We start from the raw sequence: 16,718 nt of genomic DNA, 5'->3' as shown, positions 1-16,718 counted from the left end.
CATGGGTGCGTCGCGGTTCGTGCACCACAGCGCGACGCCTACGACGCTTCCCCGGGGGATGAAGGCGCCTCCCAGCTCGAGGTCACGGGCGGCATAGCGGTGGGATCCCAACTCGACGGAGCTGTCGTAGCGCAGGACTCCTCCACGGCTCCCGGTACGAGGTCGGGAGTCCCGCCGAGCAGTCTCATCTGCGCCGGGTGCCGCAGGAGCGCGAGGAGTGCGTTGCCCAGGAGGTGGACCGTGGTGTCGTGGCCCGCGAATGACCAGGAGCAGGCAGGTGCCGACGAGTTCCTCGTCGGTCAGGCGTCCGTCGTCCTCGTCGCGGGCGGCGACCAGCGCCGAGATCAGGTCGTCCTGCGGGTGTGCCCGCTTTTCGCCGATGAGCCGACCCATCAGGCGGTGCAGGTCGGCCACGGAGTCACGGTGGTCGTCGGCGCTGGGATTGAGTGCGTTGCTGCTCCAGAGCCGGAAGTCGGGGCGGTGCCGGCCGGGGATTGCGTTGTCCACGAACGTTGCTGGGGTGCTGAGGACCCGCCGGTCGGTGCTCGCGGTGCTGGGGTTGTAGGCGTCATCCTCGTTATCGGCGGGATCGCTGTTGAGGGCGAGGGCGAAGATGACAGAGCCGGTCAGGGCACGGCGATTGACCGATGAGGAAGGGCAGAGGCTGCTGCGGATTGTCCGACGGGGCCGCCACGAGTCGGTGCGGGTCCGCCGGGCACTGATCATCATGGCGTCGGCGTCGGGCACCACGGCGACGGCGATCGCCAGGCTGGTCGCCGCGCACGAGGACACCGTCCGGGACGTGATCCACGCCTTCAACGAGAAGGGTCTGGCCGCGCTGGACCCTCAGTGGGCGGGAGGCCGTCCCCGCCTGATCAGCGATGACGACCGTGAGTTCATCATCGCGACGGCCAAAACCCGCCCGATCACACTGGGGCGCCCGTTCACGCACTGGAGCTTTCGCAAGCTCACCGACTACATGGCCCGCAACCGGGACCGCCGGGTGCACATAGGCCGCGAACGGCTGCGGCAGATCCTGCACCAGTACGGGATCTCCTTCCAGCGCACCCGCACCTGGAAGGAGTCCAAGGACCCGGAAAAGGACATCAAACTCGACCGCATCGAGCACGTGACCAGCCGCTTCCCGGACCGGTGCTTCGCTTTCGATCAGTTCGGCCCGCTGTCGATCCGGCCCTGCCTGGCCGGTCTCCCGCATCGACGGCGGATACCCACGCCGGGCCACGGAGTCGACGATCAATCGACGATGTCGGCCTGGCGGCTGGTAAGACCAACGGGGCCCACAGTCTCCCCGGCCGGCCGGCCGGCCGACCGGGCGCTGACCCGGCCCTGGCGACGTGCAGCATGGAGCGCCTCCTCACACATCAGGCGTGCCCGGAAGGGCCGCGAGAAGAAGTTGAGCCGTCCACTTGCTGACCGGGCAGCACCCGCCGGTGTGACAGCGGTCACCCGAGGTGCGGGGGAGCGGAACGCCCACGCCCGTCGGCGGACGGCGGGTACGGCCTGCGGGTCACAGCCGGACGACTTCCAAGGCCATGTCGTCCGTGGCCAGCCCGAGGCCCATCAGGCTGTCGGCCAGGTCCTCGGCGTCCAGCGAGCGGTGCTCGGCGAGCCGGTCGGCGAGGCGCCGCAGACCCCGGTCGATGTCCTCCCCACGGCGTTCGACCAGGCCATCGGTGTACAGGACGAGCGTGGCGCCCACGCTGTAGCCGGCGGTGGTCTGGGGGCGCGCAGTGTGGTCGGGGGTGGCGGCCAAGGGGGGGTCGGTGGCGCCGTCCAGGAAACGCACGGTGCCGTCGGGATCGGCCAGGGCCGGGGGCGGATGGCCGGCGCTGCTGTAGGTGATACGGCGACGGTCCGGGTCGACGACGGTCTGCACCGCCGTGGTCGACAGCGCCCCCTCGATCGAGCGGGCGTACAGGTCGAGCGCGTCGAGAGCCGTCGCCGGGCCGTCCACGACGCGGATCGCCGCGCTCAGGGCGCTGCGCAGTTGACCCATCACACCTGCCGCGCCCAGGCCGTGCCCGACGACGTCACCCACAGCCACCGCATACTCGTGGCTGGGCAGTTGGGCGACGTCGTACCAGTCCCCGCACACGTTGAGCGTATTGACCGCAGGGCGGTAGCGGACCGCCGCCTCGTGGTGTGCCAGGGGCTGCGGGGCGGGCAGCATCGCCTCCTGCAGGGCCAGAGCCACCTGTCGTTCGCGGGCGTTGGCCTCGCGCAGCCGCTCGTTCACGCGCTGCAGCTCACGGGACCGCGCGTACAGCTCCAGTTGCATCTGGCGGTGCCGGTGGTCGACGTCGGGGCCGCTGGCGAGGACGAGGTCGGTGATCTCCTCGAGCCGGTGGACGACCAGCGCGACCCGTCCGTCGGAGTCCAGGACGGGGGAGTTGACGAGGCTCCAGTAGCGCTCGGTGAAGACGCCCGGGCGGTCGGGCTCCTCGATGTCGTGGCGGACGAAGCCCGCGACGTCCTGGGCGCGGTTCTCCAGCACCCGGTGCAGGGACGCCTGGAGGACGGCCGGTTCGGACGCGTTTTCCTGCGGGAACGCGTCGAAGAGGTTTATGCCGGTGATTTCTTCAAGGGCGCGGCCCACGAGTTTCTGGTAGGCCGGGTTGGCGTCCATGATGACGAACTCAGGAGAGAGCACGAGCGTCGCGCTGGGTGACGCCTCGAAGATGGCGTGGTAGTCGATCCCCGGTTCTCCCATGGTGTTTCCCGGACAGGCCTACTGTCGGACGCGCTGGTGGGGCCCCTCACCTCAGTATGCTGTCCGGCTGCCGTGGCCGCCCGTCGGCGCCGGCCGGGACGGACGCCCGTCGGCGCGATCAGGGGTCGCCTGCCGCGACGCGGACCGGACTAGTGCGTTGACCACGAACGTTGCCGGGGTTGGTTAGGCGGCTTTGGGTCGTGGGCGGCCCCAGCGTTGTTGGCGCTCGCTACGGATCTTGGCTCGTTCGCGGCGTTGGGCGGCGAGTACGTCGGGGTGGCGGGCGTTGGCGTTGCGCCACCTCAGGTAGTCCTGGAGTCTGCGGGCGAGCACGGTGTGGTTGGGGTGGTCGGAGCCGCCCATGACGAAGTTGCGTAAGGGTCCGAACTGGGCCTCGATCGGGTTGGCCCACGATGCGCTCGTCGGCGTGAGGCAAAGCTCGACCTTGTGCTTCTTCGCCCAGGCCCGAATCGCGGGGGTCTTGTTCGCCGAGAGGTTGTCCATGATCACGTAGATGGGGGCGCCGTCGGGCCGGGCCGCACGGATCGTCTTCAGCGCCGCCAGGCTGTGGTCGCCGCCCTTGCGGCGGCGGGTCACACCCCACAGCCGGTCGTCGCCGAGGGAATAGCAGCCGTGGAAGTACCGGATCCCGTGAGTGCGGTGGTAGGTGGCTGGCAACCGGCCCGGCTTCTTCCCCGGTGCCCAGCAGGTGCCGTGACAGGGCCGGATCGACAGCGGGCCGAACTGATCGAAAGCGAAGCACCGGTCCGGGAAGCGGCTGGTCACGTGCTCGATGCGGTCGAGTTTGATGTCCTTTTCCGGGTCCTTGGACTCCTTCCAGGTGCGGGTGCGCTGGAAGGAGATCCCGTACTGGTGCAGGATCTGCCGCAGCCGTTCGCGGCCTATGTGCACCCGGCGGTCCCGGTTGCGGGCCATGTAGTCGGTGAGCTTGCGAAAGCTCCAGTGCGTGAACGGGCGCCCCAGTGTGATCGGGCGGGTTTTGGCCGTCGCGATGATGAACTCACGGTCGTCATCGCTGATCAGGCGGGGACGGCCTCCCGCCCACTGAGGGTCCAGCGCGGCCAGACCCTTCTCGTTGAAGGCGTGGATCACGTCCCGGACGGTGTCCTCGTGCGCGGCGACCAGCCTGGCGATCGCCGTCGCCGTGGTGCCCGACGCCGACGCCATGATGATCAGTGCCCGGCGGACCCGCACCGACTCGTGGCGGCCCCGTCGGACAATCCGCAGCAGCCTCTGCCCTTCCTCATCGGTCAATCGCCGTGCCCTGACCGGCTCTGTCATCTTCGCCCTCGCCCTCAACAGCGATCCCGCCGATAACGAGGATGACGCCTACAACCCCAGCACCGCGAGCACCGACCGGCGGGTCCTCAGCACCCCAGCAACGTTCGTGGACAACGCACTAGGTCGTAGTCGACGATCAGCCAGCCGTACAGCCCCGGGTACAGCTTTGCCCGGTGTATGGGACCCTGCCGTCGCAGCGCCTCGTAGCGGTTGGCCGCGTCCGCCTTGAAGGCGGCGTCTATGCGGACGAGCGGTTCACTCGCCTGGCGACCGGTTGCCTGGGAGCTTGTGCGGCCTGTGCACCTCATACGTCATCGTCCTCTCACGCTTCCTGAGTGGACCGTTTCAGGTAGTACAAATACATGAAAGTCAGTGTTTCATACTAAATGGAGGCTACCACTCCACGGACCTGCGACGCGGGGTCCGGTCGGACCGCACGGCGGGCCGGGGCGCCGGTCCGGCGGATCGGGACCGCTTCGGGGTGGTCATTGCCCTGCACGCGTCCAGCGCCGCAGTGGTGTCCCGCTTCGGCCGCACGTTCCAGCGCCGGAGCGGGCAGACCCCCTCCACGCCGGAGGAGGTCTGCCCGCTCGGTGAGACATCCGTACAGCCCCGCAATTCGCTGACGGGTCACCGGAAGGCTCGGCCTCCGGCAGCCATGCCGGCGGCGGCGCGACCACGCGAGCACGGCGCATCAGCCGCTCGGCGGCCGTTACGGCGGAACGGCCCTTCCGGTCAGCGGACGCGGATGAACACCACGTCGTAACCCAGGTTCGTGCCGCGGTTCTTGATGTAGACGCCGTCCTTGCCGCCGTTGGGGTTCCCGGTGTTGCCCTCGACGGTGGTGAAGGAGGAACCGCCGCTCACCGTGCGCACGATGCCGATGTGCTCCTGGCCGTCGTTGAAGTTGCTTCCGCCGTTCCAGTCGAAGGCCACGATGTCGCCGGGCTGCGGATTGGTCGTCACCGACAGGTGGTAGTTGCCGGCGCGTGCCTGCTTCACCCAGCCCGAGACGTAGCTGTTGCGGTAGGAGGTGGCACCCGTCTGCTTGGCCACCCAGCTCACGAACGTCGCGCACCAGGCGTAGTTGTTCGTGGACAGGGACAGGCCTACGGCCGCGCCGTAGCTGTTCGCCCGGGCGCTGCCCTCGACCGTGCCGACCTCGTCGGCGGCGACATCGAGGAGCTTGGCGTACCCGCCGCCGGGCGGCGGCGACGAGGGCGGGGTGACCGCGCCGTACAGGGCGGCCTTGGTGTTCGGGCCCACCCTTCCGTCGACCGAGAGCCCCTTCTCGGCCTGGAAGTCCCGGACCGCGCTGTCGGTCATCGGCCCGAAGTCGCCGTCGACGGCGAGATCGGCGCCGTGGTGGTTGAGGAGGCTCTGCAGTTCGGTGACGCAGCCGCTGCGCTGGCCCTGCACGATGTCGGTGGGGCACGAGCCGGAGTTCAGGTTGACCGGCGCGGGGGCGCCGTTGCCGCCGCCACCGCCGATGTTGGAGTACAGGGCGTTCTTGGTGTTCGTGCCGACCTCGCCGTCGACCGACAGGCCGTGCGAGGACTGGAACGACCTCACGGCGGCCAGGGTCGCGGGACCGAACTCACCGTCCACGTCCAGGTGCTGGCCCTTGCCGTTGAGCAGTGCTTGCAGGGTGGCGACGCAGCCGCCGGTCTGGCCCTCCACGATGTTCGCCGGGCACGACGAGGACCGCAGGTCCAGGCCCGTCGACGGCGCCTCGTCGGTGTCGTACAGCTCCCGCTTGGTGTTCGTGCCGACCTCGCCGTCGACCGACAGGCCGTGCGAGGACTGGAAACCGCGGACCGCGCTGTACGTCTCCGGCCCGAACTCGCCGTCCACGCTCACCGCGTAACCGAAGTGGCGCAGCAGCCGCTGGAGTTCGGTGACGCAGCCGCTCTTGGCGCCCTGGACGATGTTCGCCGGGCACGACGAGGACGTGAGATTCACCGGTGCGGGCGCCGTGCCCCCGGTCGCGTACAGCTTGCTCTTCGTCTGAGGCCCCACCCGGCCGTCCACGGCGATCGCGGTGGCGGCCTGGAACTCCCGTACGGCGTAGAGCGTGTTCGCCCCGAACTCACCGTCCACCAGGAGACCCGCGCCGTGCGCGTTGAGCAGGTTCTGCAGCTCGGTGACGCAGCCGCTCACCTGGCCCTGAACGATGTCAGCCGGGCAGGACGACGAGGTGAGCTTGAGGGGAGCGGGCGCGGCCATCGCCGGGCCGGCGCCGATCAGGGTGACCGTGGTGAGCATCGCCGCTATCGCCGCGAGACTCACGATCCTGGCGCGCCAACCGGGTCTGGCACCCGGGGCAGGGAGGGGTAAGGCGTTTCTCATGACGGTGGGGTCTCCTTCGACGGATCATCTGACGAGCGACCGGGTCGAGTGGCCGCCGGGCGGCCGCGCACGACGCTGACAGCTGCCGCCCGAGCGGGCAATCCGTTGCGAACAACTGGCCGGATTCCGCCGCCGTGTCCGGGAGGTGGGCTCGGCCTTCTGCCATCGGACGGGCCGGTCGCGGCCTTCCCGGCGCGCCGGCGGGGAGACGTGCGGGCCGAGCCGCGTCCAGCCGAGCGAGCGCCTCACGGCACGGGCGCGACTGATGGAGGTCCCGGCGGCCGGGCGCCGCCCCGACCGGCCCGGTACCGGCGATGGCCGGGACCGGCGCGATCGGGGCGGTTGAGCCGCTGCCGGCCACCGTCATCGAGGAGGGCCGGGACCTGTCCTCGATGACGGCATCCTGGCCGGAGCCGTCCGACGTCCGCCGGACGGCTCGGCCTCACTTCAGGTGTCGGTCCAAGAACCGGCAGCCGTCCTCCAGCTCGAACCGAGGGGTGCCGGTGTGCCCTCCCAGATTGGCGTGCAGCGTCTTCTCCTTGCTGCCGAAGGCCTCGAACAGGTCCAAGGCCCCCTGCCGCGGGTTCCCTTCGTCGTCCCACTGCAGCAGGAACAGCAGCGGAATGGTGACCTGCCGGGCCTCCTCGCGCTGCGCGCGGGGTACGTACCCCCCGGCGAAGAAGCCCGCGGCCGCGATGCGGGGCTCGGCCACCGCCAGCCGGATGCCGAGGGCGGTCCACCCCCCGGAGTACCCGACCGGGCCTTCGATCCCGGGCAGCTCAAGGAGGGCGTCCAAGGTGGTCCGCCATTCCGGGACCGCGTTTTCGACCAGGGGGCCGATGAAGGACTCGAAGATCTCGTCGACCGGCTCGCCGGCCTGCATCGCCCGCCGGAGGTCGGCACGGGCCTGCTCGTCGCCGGCGGAACGGGGACGGTCACCGCACCCGGCGGCGTCGATGGTGGCCACCGCGTAGCCGCGGGTCGCGGTGTACCGGGCCCGGGCCACCAGCCGGGGATCCGCCTTGGGCAGGCCGTTGTTGTGGGCCATCAGGACCAGCGGGGCCGGCGCGGATCCAGACGTCCACAGGGTGCCGGGGATCTCGCCGAGGGTGAATTCGCGCTCGAGGACACCGTCGTCGAGGCGCTGTTCGGAAGTGAAGTGCACGGTCGTGCCTTTCGGGAGGGCTCTGAACGGCGCTCCCGGACGACCTATCGCCCGACCGTGACCCCGGAGGAGAGCACCCATGTCGATACTGCGTTCACGGGTACCACCTCCTCGTTCTCTCGCACGGCTTCCGAGAGGTTAGCAACGGTCGCCGTGGTCCGCCAACCGGTTGTCGCGGAGGCTCTGTGACCGGCTGCTGCCGTGTAGGTGAGATCCCCACACACCTGTGCTGCCGCCCGGACCGCGATCTTCGATTTCATCAGGAGTCGGTGGGGCGGGCGCACCCGTCGGCGACAGACGTCTCCGGGAAAGGCGGCTTCGTATCCGGACCGCCTCGGCACACGCGATCACCTGTTTTCTCCCAGGAGGCTTGGGCCTTCGGGCCTGGGAGGAATGCGTGCCTGGGTCGGAGCCGCGAAGTGCGCACCAGCGCCCGGGACACTCAACGGAAAACGCGCCGAACAGCACCGGGGGCAGGTCCGCCGTGGGCGGCCCTGCCCCCTTGCCAGTGCGACAGCCGGCGCGTGGCGCCGGTACGCGGGACCCCGGTCGTCATCCGGCACGGCCACTACACCGCACGGGTGGGCTCGTGGAGATGGTCCACGTACTCGATGGCGCGGTCCTCGGTGGGGGCCTGCCACCGCCGCCGGGTCGGTGGCCCACCGAACGGTGTCGGCCGGCGGCCGTGAGCCCGCGATACAGGGAGATCCCGTGCGGTCCCGGCCGTGGATGTCTGACTGCCAGTCAGTTCGCCGCCCAACCGTCCCGCGTCGCTTTCGCCTTCCCCACCGGGTCAGGCCCCTATGGCGGGGTCGGCGCATCGGGCGCCGCGCCCATCGATGCCCGGTCGGCGGTGTGGCGCAGCGCCGCCCCGGTGGCGCTGAGCCTGGCCAGCAGGACGGCCAGGTCGTCGTTCCATCGTGCGGTCTCCTGCTGTTCGGCAAGAAGGGCGTGGAGGGCCAGGATCTCGTCGGCCGTGAAGGACTCCTGACCGGGGTTGCAGGCGAACTGCAGCAGCGGGATCTGCAGCTCGTCGTACCTGGCGTGATCCGTCGTGAACAGCCACGAGCCCAGGGCCAGGGCGGCGGTGCCTTCGTCCGCGGTGCATCGCAGACCGACCGAAGGCTCCACGGTGCACTCGACTGTGGAGACGCCGTGCGGCGTGAGCAGGACCATCCGTGCGTGGGTGGGAGCCGTCAGGACCGTCTCGAACACGTCTGCTGACCGCGAGAGTTCCTGACCTCGGCAGGTGCCGCAGCTGTCGTGGCAGCCAGGGCGCGAGGGGGTGGCGGTCCCGCCCTGTGCCGCGTTGGCATGGGCGTATACGGGGTGCTTGCATTCCCCGCAGACAGGCATGGTGTCTCCCGTTGTGTCGGTCCGGTGGACGGGGTCTCCCACGGGATGTCGTGTGAGCCCTTCGAGGACCTCAACAAACGGGCAGTGCCTTGTCATGCCGGGTGAGCCTGACAGACCGGCCGAGTGGTGTCCGTCGCACCGGTCACGATGCCCACCGGGCCCGTCGAGCGCCCGCGCCGGGCCTCGGTACCGCGGGGGAGCCGGGCTACCGCGTCGAGGGCCGTGCGGTCTGCGGCGTCGAGACCGCCAGTGTCTCCGCCAGCTTCGCGAGCGTCGCCCCGTGACCGAAGAGGCCGGCCATTCCTCCCGAGTGCAGGAAGATCGTGCGCTGCCCGGCGCGCACCTCGCCCTCCTCGATCGCCGCGAAGAGCCCGGCCATGGCACGCCCTGTGTAGATCGGGTCCAGCACGATGCCCTCCGTGCGGGCGGTCACGGTGAGGGCCGCCAAGGTCGCCTCGGTCAGGGCCGCGTAGCCCTCTCCGACCTGGTCGAGCCTGAGCCGCAGCGTCTCGTCCGTACGGTCCCCGCTGGACGGGCCGGCTGCCAGGTCGGCCACCGCACGTGCGGGGTCGGGGACGGCTCCGCAATGGACTCCCATCACGCGTGCCGCACCCAGCGCACCGACAAGGCCCGCCATCGTGCCTCCGGAGCCGACCGCGACGACGACCGTCGCCAGATCGGGTGCTTGGACGAGCAGTTCCCGTCCGCACTCCTCATATCCTCGGGCACCGGAAACACTCGAACCCCCGAAGGGGATCAACGACGGCACGGCGCCCCTGCGTCGCAGATGTCCGACCACGTCCTCGGCGACGGAGGCCAGTTCCCGGTCGTCGACCTCGCCGGCCCACACGACCGTGGCGCCGAACAGGCTGTCGAGCGCGAGGTTGCCGGACGCCGGGGAGCCGGGTGCACCGGCCAGCACCAGGACGACGTCGAGTCCCAGCCGCGCCCCCGCGGCAGCGGTCAGGCGCGCGTGGTTGCTCTGCGGCGCCCCCGTGGTGACCAGGACGTCGGCGCCCTGGGCGAGTGCTTCACCGCAGGTCCACTCGAGTTTGCGCACCTTGTTCCCACCGCCGCCCAGCCCGGTGAGGTCGTCCCGTTTCACCCACAGGTCGTCAGTGCCCAGGCCGAGTGCGGCTGCGAGCCGCGGCATCGGCTCCAGTGGAGTGGGCCACGCCCCGAGGACGCACCGCCGCGCAGGCCGACTTTCCGGGCTCATCGCCGTCCCCGTCCTCTCGCGGCCCTTGCGTAGGACCGCCGTTGTGATCAGCTCCCCGCCATAGTGCCATCGCGCACCGAGTCGCCGGGCGCTCTGGGCCCTGTCCCGTTCCGTTGTGGCGGTGGGAGCCGCTCGGGCGCCGGTGTGACCGCTGTGGTCACACGGCAACGCCCGTCCCTTCCCGTACGGCAACGTCTGGGCCAACGACTCGGTGCAGGCCGCCCGGCTGGGGCTCGGCGACCAGGCCTACCAGGGCATGAAGACGATGCTCCGCAAGTACCAGACCTATCCCAACGGCATGACCGACAACACCAACGGCGTCTTCGAATACCTCGGGGTGCACCTCGCCGCCCTCAACGAGTCGCTGCTCCAGTCCTACAACGACAAGATCCGGGTCTTCCCCGCGGCGCCGAGCGACTCCTCGTTCGCGGGACGATTCACTCTGCTGGCCAAGGGCGGCTTCACGGTCAGTTCCGAGCGCGAGGCCGGGGAGGTGAAGTACATCGGCGTCAAGAGTCTGTACGGCAACACGACGCGGATCGTGAACCCTTGGGGGAGCCAGCAGCTGCGGGTACGCGACGTCTCGGGCGGGACGACCGTCCTCACCACGAGCGCCGCCGAGTTCGACCTCCCCACGGTGGCCGGAAGGGTCTACGTGGTGGAGCGCACCGCCAAGCCGCTGTCCTCCTACACCCCCGTGCGGCTCACCGGATCCGCGAACCAGGGGGAGAAGGCCCTCAGCGGCACCACCTCCACACTGGGCCTGGCCCGGACCCCCAACCCCATGGTCAACAACACCCAGTTGACCTACGACAGCAACTGGTACGCGACCAGCGGGCGAGGGTACGGCGACTACAACGACGACACCCACCACAGCACGACGGTGAACGCCGTGGCCCAGTACACCTTCACCGGTACGGGAATCGCCTGCCTCTCCGAACGCAACGGTGACATGGGGACGGTCGACGTCTACCTCGACGGCGCCTTCCAGGCGACGGTGGACCTGCGGGTCTCCGGCGCGCGGCAGGTGCAGCAGACCGTCTGGCAACGCAGCGGACTGACCCAGGGGACGCACACCCTCCGCATCGTCAACCGCAGCACCTCGGTGGGGATGGTGGACGCCCTGCGCATCACACCGTAGGTCGTCCCTGGACCGGGGGCGGGTCGTGCCCCCGGCCGGCTTCCATGGGCCGGGCCGAGGTCCGGCCGGGCCCATGGAATCGCACGGCCCTCGTGCTGCCGCCTGCGCGAGGGGCTCCGAGCATGCCGCCGGTACCTGGACCGAGCCCGTTCGCCGCAGCCGCAGCCGCAGCCGCAGCCGCAGCCGCAGCCGCCCGGGCCGCCCGCGGTCCGCTCGCCCAGGGCGACCTCGATGATGGCCCGGGCTCCTTCTTCGCGGCGCGGGGATGAACGGCCGGGGCTGTCGGAGCGACCGCCTGGGGGCGTTGTCTCGCGGGCGTCACGGTTGGGCAACCACAGCGTCGCCGGTGACAGGAGTCGGGCATGCGAGGCCGCATCATGGGTGCTGAGCGGGGTGACAAGGGGGGTACAGGGGCAGTGGAATTCACAGTTGAGCGGACGCTGAGACGGCGCGGCCGACAGCTCTTCGTCGGGGGGATCGTCGTGACGGCGGGCGCCCTGGCGTGGCTGTCCCACATCAAGGCGAACGGCTGGGAGACATCCGACAACGGCGGCGGCGACCTCAGGGTGCCCGCGCTGTTCGTCCTGTTCATGTCCGTGGTGGCGGTCCTCCGGGGGTGGCGCGACCTGCGCAAGGCGGGGCGGCCCTTCCGGCTGCGGGTCGACGGGTTCGGCATCACGCTGCACGATGCCGAACTCTCCTGGGAGCAGATCGACACCGTCTCCCTGTGGCACGCCCCCAATAACAGCGAGAGCGTCGACGAGCTCCCCGCGGCGGCGAAATGGCGGCTGACCCTGTGGACCGCACCGGGCGTGACGCTCCCCCGGAAGGCCGACCCCATGGGTGACCGCGACCGGAGCCGCCGCTACACCCTCGTGCACTCCAAGGACCTGGACCAGAGCGCCACGGAGCTGACCGCCGCGCTCGCCACGCACGCCGGTGCCCGCTTCGAGACGGCGCCGCGCTCAGTACGCCCGCCGATCCCGGTGACAGTGTCGGGGCCCGAACGGAACGTGCCGGGCGGTGAGCGGGTCTTCGTCGATGCCCGCCAGGCGGGCACCTGGACGCTGATCTGGGCTGCGGCGGCCGTCGTTCTGGCCTACTCCTTCTGGGAGTTGATCAGCAAACCCACTACGGGCCCCGAGACCCTCATCGCGCTCTGTGCACTGGGCGGCGCCGTTGCCTGCTTGCCCCTCGCCGGCCGGTCCCTCTTCCGATGGCACCGGCCGCTGCGGCTGCGGATCGGCCCCTCCGGGATCGGCATGCGCGAGGCCACCGAGGAAGAGCAGTTCTTCCCCTGGGACCAGATCGCGGCCGTCACGGTCGGCCCCCAGCAGACGGGTGCCAAGGACACGCGGCCCTGGGTCGTGGTGTGGCCGCTGCCGGGCACCATGGACCTGCCGCCCAGCTACATGGTCGACGGTCACCAGGCGTACGCCCTGGTCCGGCTGGACCGCCTGCCCGGGGGCCCGGAAGAGGTGGTCCCGGTCATCCGGGCGTACGCGGGAGAGCGCTACGCCGAAACGGCCTGACGCCCGGGCCCCGGACACCGGCGGACACGTCCTTCGGCGAGCTCATCACATCGGCAGGTCCCCGTCACGGCATGAGGGACGGGGGCCTGTCCATCGGAGACTCGCAGGGACGGCGTTGCCGGGCGTTTGACGCGTACGGCAACGGATGTGACGTGTCGTCAAGCAGGCCGGTCCCGCTACCATCGGCGGCGGCGATGCCGTGGAGCGGGCCACAGATCACCCCGGCGGTAAGAGACCGGTCGACCGCTCGAGCAAGCAGCGTGTCGCACACCCGAGGGAAGCGGACATGAGCACGGTACTCATCGTTGGAGCCACGCAGGGCACGGGACGGGCACTGGCCGCGGAGTACGCGCGGCGAGGCGCTGACGTCCTCATCACCGGCCGCACCCAGGAGCGCGCCACGTCGGTGGCGGAGGAGCTGGGGGCGGAGACGGGCGGCACGGTCACCGGGCTGGCGCTGGACCTGAGCCGTCCGGCGGAGATCGCTGCCGCGCTCGAGACGGTGCGGCATGTCGACCGGGTGGTCCTGGTCGGGATGGTCCGCGACATGAACACGTCCGGCGCCTACGACGTGGTCACGGCGACGACCTTGGCCACGACAAAGATCGTCGGTTACACGGCAGTGGTCGCGTCATTGCGTCCGCGGATGTCCGCGGACGCCTCGGTGCTGCTGTTCGGCGGCATGGCCAAGGACTTCCCGTACCCCGGCTCGACGACACTCACGGCGGTCAACGCGGCCGTCCAGGGGCTGGTGCGCACCCTCAGTGTGGAACTGGCCCCGATACGGGTGAACTCACTGCACCCGTGGGCCATCGTCGACAGCCCCTTTGTTGTGGACAATGAACAACTGCAGGACATGGCACGGAAAATGACGCTCGCAGGGCGCCTCGCCACCATGGACGACATCGTGGACGGTTGTCTGTTCCTGCTCGAGAATCCGATAGCCAACGGCATCGACCTCACGCTGAACGGCGGTCTCGCCTGACGCGAACGACGTGGCGGACCGTGGTCGCACGGCGGCCTCGCGGAGGCTTCCGGCTGAGGGTACCGATGATGGGGCGGAGCTGTGGGCCGGTGTGCGGTGAGTCCTGGCGCTCACGAGAAAGTCCCGGGGTGAGGAGCCGTTCGGGCCCCGGAGCCGCCGGTGTTGCCGATGGGCATGCGTCCGGCAGGGGGCGGGTGACACTCACGCTCGAACCGGTGCCGGCAGCTTTGGGACTCAGTGCGCCTTTTCAGCGGGGCCACCGATCGGGTGACGGTCGCCCGGTCGGAAATCGGTGCAGAACGGACGAGGCTCCCCGGCGGTCGAGCGAATGTCTGACGTCTCAACTCTGCTGCCGGGAAGCGTCGTTGGTCACCGATCCTGTCGCATTGGACCCGCCTCGCGCGCTGGTTGAGCGGGTGACGGTGGTGATCACCCGGGAGGATGATCGCCGCTGCAAGATCCGGTCCTCGCACCCTGTCCTGGTCGCTCTGGTGTATCTGTGCAGGCAACGACACCCTCGCGCAGATCGCGTCCGGATTCCGCCGAGACCGCCCGCACCGCTCGCGCCCGCGGTGCAAGCGCCCTGCTGGTGGTTCGGGCGGACTCCGTGTACTGCGGCGGCGACGTCATAACGCCTGCCGGGCCCTGAGTGGCCGCTTCACCGTCGCCGTGCGGAATGACCGCCTCCGTCAGGGCCGCCGTCGCCCGCACCCCGTCCTCGAGGCAACAAGGCACTTCTTTGTCTCTGGAATGCCTGTACGCAGGCGTCAAGCCGCTGAATCCGGGCTGAGCGGTGGCGCTGGTGACACGGCGGTGTCACGATGCGAACTTGTCCGCATGTGCTTTGTGCCGGGGGTGTTGAAAAGTGCAGGGGTTGGCCGATGACGATCCGCGGCAGGTCGGCGAGTACCGGTTGTTACGCCGCCTGGGTGAGGGCGGCATGGGCCGTGTGTACCTCGGGCAGTCGCCAACCGGTCGGATTCTCGCGGTCAAGATGGTGCAAGCGGAGATGGCCAACGCTCCGGGCTTCAGGCAGCGGTTCGCGCGCGAGGTCCGTGCGTCGCTGGCGGTCTCCGGGCCGGGGACGGTGCCGGTGATTGCCAGCGACCCGGACGCGCCCGTGCCCTGGCTGGCCACGGCCTACGTCCCGGGACCCTCCCTCGGCGAGGCTGTGCACGGGCATGGTCCGCTGCCCGTACCCGCCTTGTGGCGGCTGCTGTCGGGGCTTGCCGAGGCACTGGGCTCGGTGCACGCGTGTGGGCTGGTTCACCGCGACCTCAAACCGGCGAACGTGCTGCTGTCTCCCGCCGGACCGCTGCTGATCGACTTCGGGATCGCCCGCGCCGCCGAAGACACGGCCCTCACGAGAACGGGTTCCACTGTCGGTTCGCCCGGCTATATGTCACCGGAGCAGACGCAGGGGAGGGACGTACACGGCGCCAGCGACGTCTTCTCGCTCGGCGTGGTCCTGGCATTCGCAGCCACGGGGCGCAATCCGTACGGGACGGGCGCGGCCGTGAATCTGGGATACCGGATCGTGCACGAGGAGCCGGACCTGAGCGATGTACCGGACGACTTGATGGCGGTGGTGCGCAAGTGCCTGGCCAAGGAGCCCGGTTACCGCCCTTCCCCAGAGGAACTGCGTGTCTGTGCGGGGGAGCACCGCGCCGACTCCGCACGCTGGCCGCCGGTGTCCATAGCTTCGGACATCGCACTGAGAGGCGAGCAACTCCTCAATCTGACGGCCATCGATCGGGACACGGGTCCTGGACACGATCGAGGCCCGGTACCACCGCGTGCTGTGACTGCTCCCCCCCTCGAAGGCCGTCCCCCCCCGGTCGCCGCCTCGAAGGCCGATCCGTCAACGATCACGGTTCCACCAGCACCCGTCACCCCAGCGGCGGCCTTCGGCAGTCGGCAGGGCTTCACCACCCCGCCGCGCTCCGTCCCGCCGCCACCCCTGCAGCCGCTGTCCTCCGGACCGCCGGCGGGGGAGGCAAGGGTATCGAGACGTATGGCGTCGGCCGACGGTCCTGGAGAGCGGGTCCGGATAGCGCCCTGGGTGCGCAGGTCCGTGCTGGGCCACCCGCTTCTGAGCCTGCTCGGCCTGCTTCCCATGCTCGTCCTCTTGGTTGCGGGGGCCGACCTCAAGGCGCATGCCCGCGAGCACCCGGCGAGACAGCAGGACAGTGCTTGGTGGCAGAGCCTGACCCACTGGGCGATGGACGAGGACGGGTGGAGGGTGCCGTTGACGGTACTCCTCGTCGTCGTCCTGGTAGGGCTGCAGTACTTCCGTGCACGGCTCGAGCGCTATCCCGTGCCAGGAACCCGGACCTGGACCGCAGTCGTCGGCGGCTTCTGGCTCCTGTGGTCGGTCATGGTGCCGCTGACCTGGTTCTGGGTCATGGGGGTGGGCGACGGTGCCGAGGAGGAGCTGGCGGGTGAATGGTTCCTTCACACCGTGAGTGGTACATGGTGGGTTCTCTTGGCCACCATGCCGGCGGCGCCGTTCATGGCGGTGGCGGCCGTGATTCGTCTGCTGCGCGGACTCTTCGGTGATGTAGCGCGACCCACGGCATATCAATTGTAGAGAGGGCGCAGCCTTCCAGCGGGATCAGGCCGTACTGCGGGGGCGCACCGCTGCTGCTCATGCTCGTCAGGAAGTCACGGTAAGCCGGTGGGAGTTCCACGCCATGCTCGGCTTCGAAGGCGTCTGCCCGAACTCCGGACAGGCGGGGGGCGGGACGAAATTCATGCCACTCCTCGCCGAAGAGGTGGCTTCGGCTTGGCATGAGGGGGATACGTGCCTGTTTGTGACGCAATTGCGGGATGCGGGAGTCCGTGCGAGCTCTTCTCTTGTGTCCCCGGAAATCCCTCGCCCGTCGCCGCAGGTTACTGGCCCACGTCGGGCGGCGGGCTCCCCGCAGAACACGGGCCT

General features: G+C 70.0%; 11 protein-coding genes and 2 pseudogenes. 7 read left to right on the top strand and 6 right to left on the bottom strand.

Going from position 1 to position 16,718, the window contains the following annotated elements:
* Nucleotides 1-240: 240 nt before the first annotated feature.
* A complete protein-coding gene (locus RV983_RS01995) occupies nucleotides 241-651 on the top strand; it encodes a hypothetical protein (protein ID WP_475984004.1) in 411 nt (136 codons plus the stop codon).
* Nucleotides 614-1,027: pseudogene (locus tag RV983_RS01990) on the top strand (helix-turn-helix domain-containing protein); the annotation flags it as partial. The gene RV983_RS01995 and the pseudogene RV983_RS01990, both read left to right, overlap by 38 nt.
* Before the next feature lie 501 nt (nucleotides 1,028-1,528).
* Here the strand turns inward: RV983_RS01990 and RV983_RS01985 are convergent.
* The 6 genes from RV983_RS01985 to RV983_RS01960 all read right to left on the bottom strand — a co-directional run bounded on the left by RV983_RS01985 (nucleotide 1,529) and on the right by RV983_RS01960 (nucleotide 10,122).
* On the bottom strand, nucleotides 1,529-2,731 hold the full coding sequence (locus tag RV983_RS01985; protein WP_475984003.1) for a PP2C family protein-serine/threonine phosphatase: 1,203 nt from the start codon (nucleotides 2,729-2,731) through the stop codon (nucleotides 1,529-1,531).
* A gap of 183 nt (nucleotides 2,732-2,914) precedes the next feature.
* Nucleotides 2,915-4,033 carry an IS630 family transposase gene (locus RV983_RS01980; protein WP_475984002.1) on the bottom strand — a complete coding sequence of 373 codons (1,119 nt, stop codon included), beginning with the start codon at nucleotides 4,031-4,033 and terminating at the stop codon, nucleotides 2,915-2,917.
* Between the two features lie 735 nt (nucleotides 4,034-4,768).
* Complete coding sequence (locus tag RV983_RS01975) at nucleotides 4,769-6,322, bottom strand: peptidoglycan-binding protein (RefSeq protein ID WP_475984001.1); 1,554 nt, start codon at nucleotides 6,320-6,322, stop codon at nucleotides 4,769-4,771.
* A gap of 502 nt (nucleotides 6,323-6,824) precedes the next feature.
* The gene (locus tag RV983_RS01970) at nucleotides 6,825-7,547 is read right to left on the bottom strand and encodes a dienelactone hydrolase family protein (protein ID WP_475984000.1); all 723 of its coding nucleotides are present in this window, start codon (nucleotides 7,545-7,547) and stop codon (nucleotides 6,825-6,827) included.
* 801 nt (nucleotides 7,548-8,348) lie between these two features.
* Complete coding sequence (locus RV983_RS01965; protein ID WP_475983999.1) at nucleotides 8,349-8,762, bottom strand: hypothetical protein; 414 nt, start codon at nucleotides 8,760-8,762, stop codon at nucleotides 8,349-8,351.
* Nucleotides 8,763-9,108: 346 nt separating this feature from the next.
* The gene (locus tag RV983_RS01960) at nucleotides 9,109-10,122 is read right to left on the bottom strand and encodes a D-cysteine desulfhydrase family protein (RefSeq protein ID WP_475983998.1); all 1,014 of its coding nucleotides are present in this window, start codon (nucleotides 10,120-10,122) and stop codon (nucleotides 9,109-9,111) included.
* Nucleotides 10,123-10,333: 211 nt separating this feature from the next.
* Here RV983_RS01960 and RV983_RS01955 point away from each other — a divergent pair, with 211 nt between their 5' ends.
* From RV983_RS01955 to RV983_RS01935, 5 genes and pseudogenes are all read left to right on the top strand, one after another.
* Nucleotides 10,334-11,263 (top strand): hypothetical protein, encoded by a 930-nt coding sequence (locus tag RV983_RS01955; protein WP_475983997.1) that lies wholly within the window; start codon nucleotides 10,334-10,336, stop codon nucleotides 11,261-11,263.
* Nucleotides 11,264-11,679: 416 nt separating this feature from the next.
* Nucleotides 11,680-12,795, top strand: a complete 1,116-nt coding sequence (locus tag RV983_RS01950; protein ID WP_475983996.1) for a hypothetical protein — start codon at nucleotides 11,680-11,682, stop codon at nucleotides 12,793-12,795.
* Between the two features lie 286 nt (nucleotides 12,796-13,081).
* Entirely contained in the window at nucleotides 13,082-13,780 is a 699-nt protein-coding gene (locus RV983_RS01945) for an SDR family NAD(P)-dependent oxidoreductase (RefSeq protein WP_475983995.1), read from the top strand.
* Nucleotides 13,781-14,145: 365 nt separating this feature from the next.
* Nucleotides 14,146-14,320 (top strand): annotated as a pseudogene (locus RV983_RS01940) (IS5/IS1182 family transposase); the annotation flags it as partial.
* Between the two features lie 325 nt (nucleotides 14,321-14,645).
* Complete coding sequence (locus tag RV983_RS01935; RefSeq protein WP_475983994.1) at nucleotides 14,646-16,370, top strand: serine/threonine-protein kinase; 1,725 nt, start codon at nucleotides 14,646-14,648, stop codon at nucleotides 16,368-16,370.
* Nucleotides 16,371-16,718 lie beyond the last annotated feature (348 nt).

The organism is Streptomyces sp. RLA123 (assembly GCF_056270165.1).
This window is presented reverse-complemented; position numbering and strand designations above follow the sequence as displayed.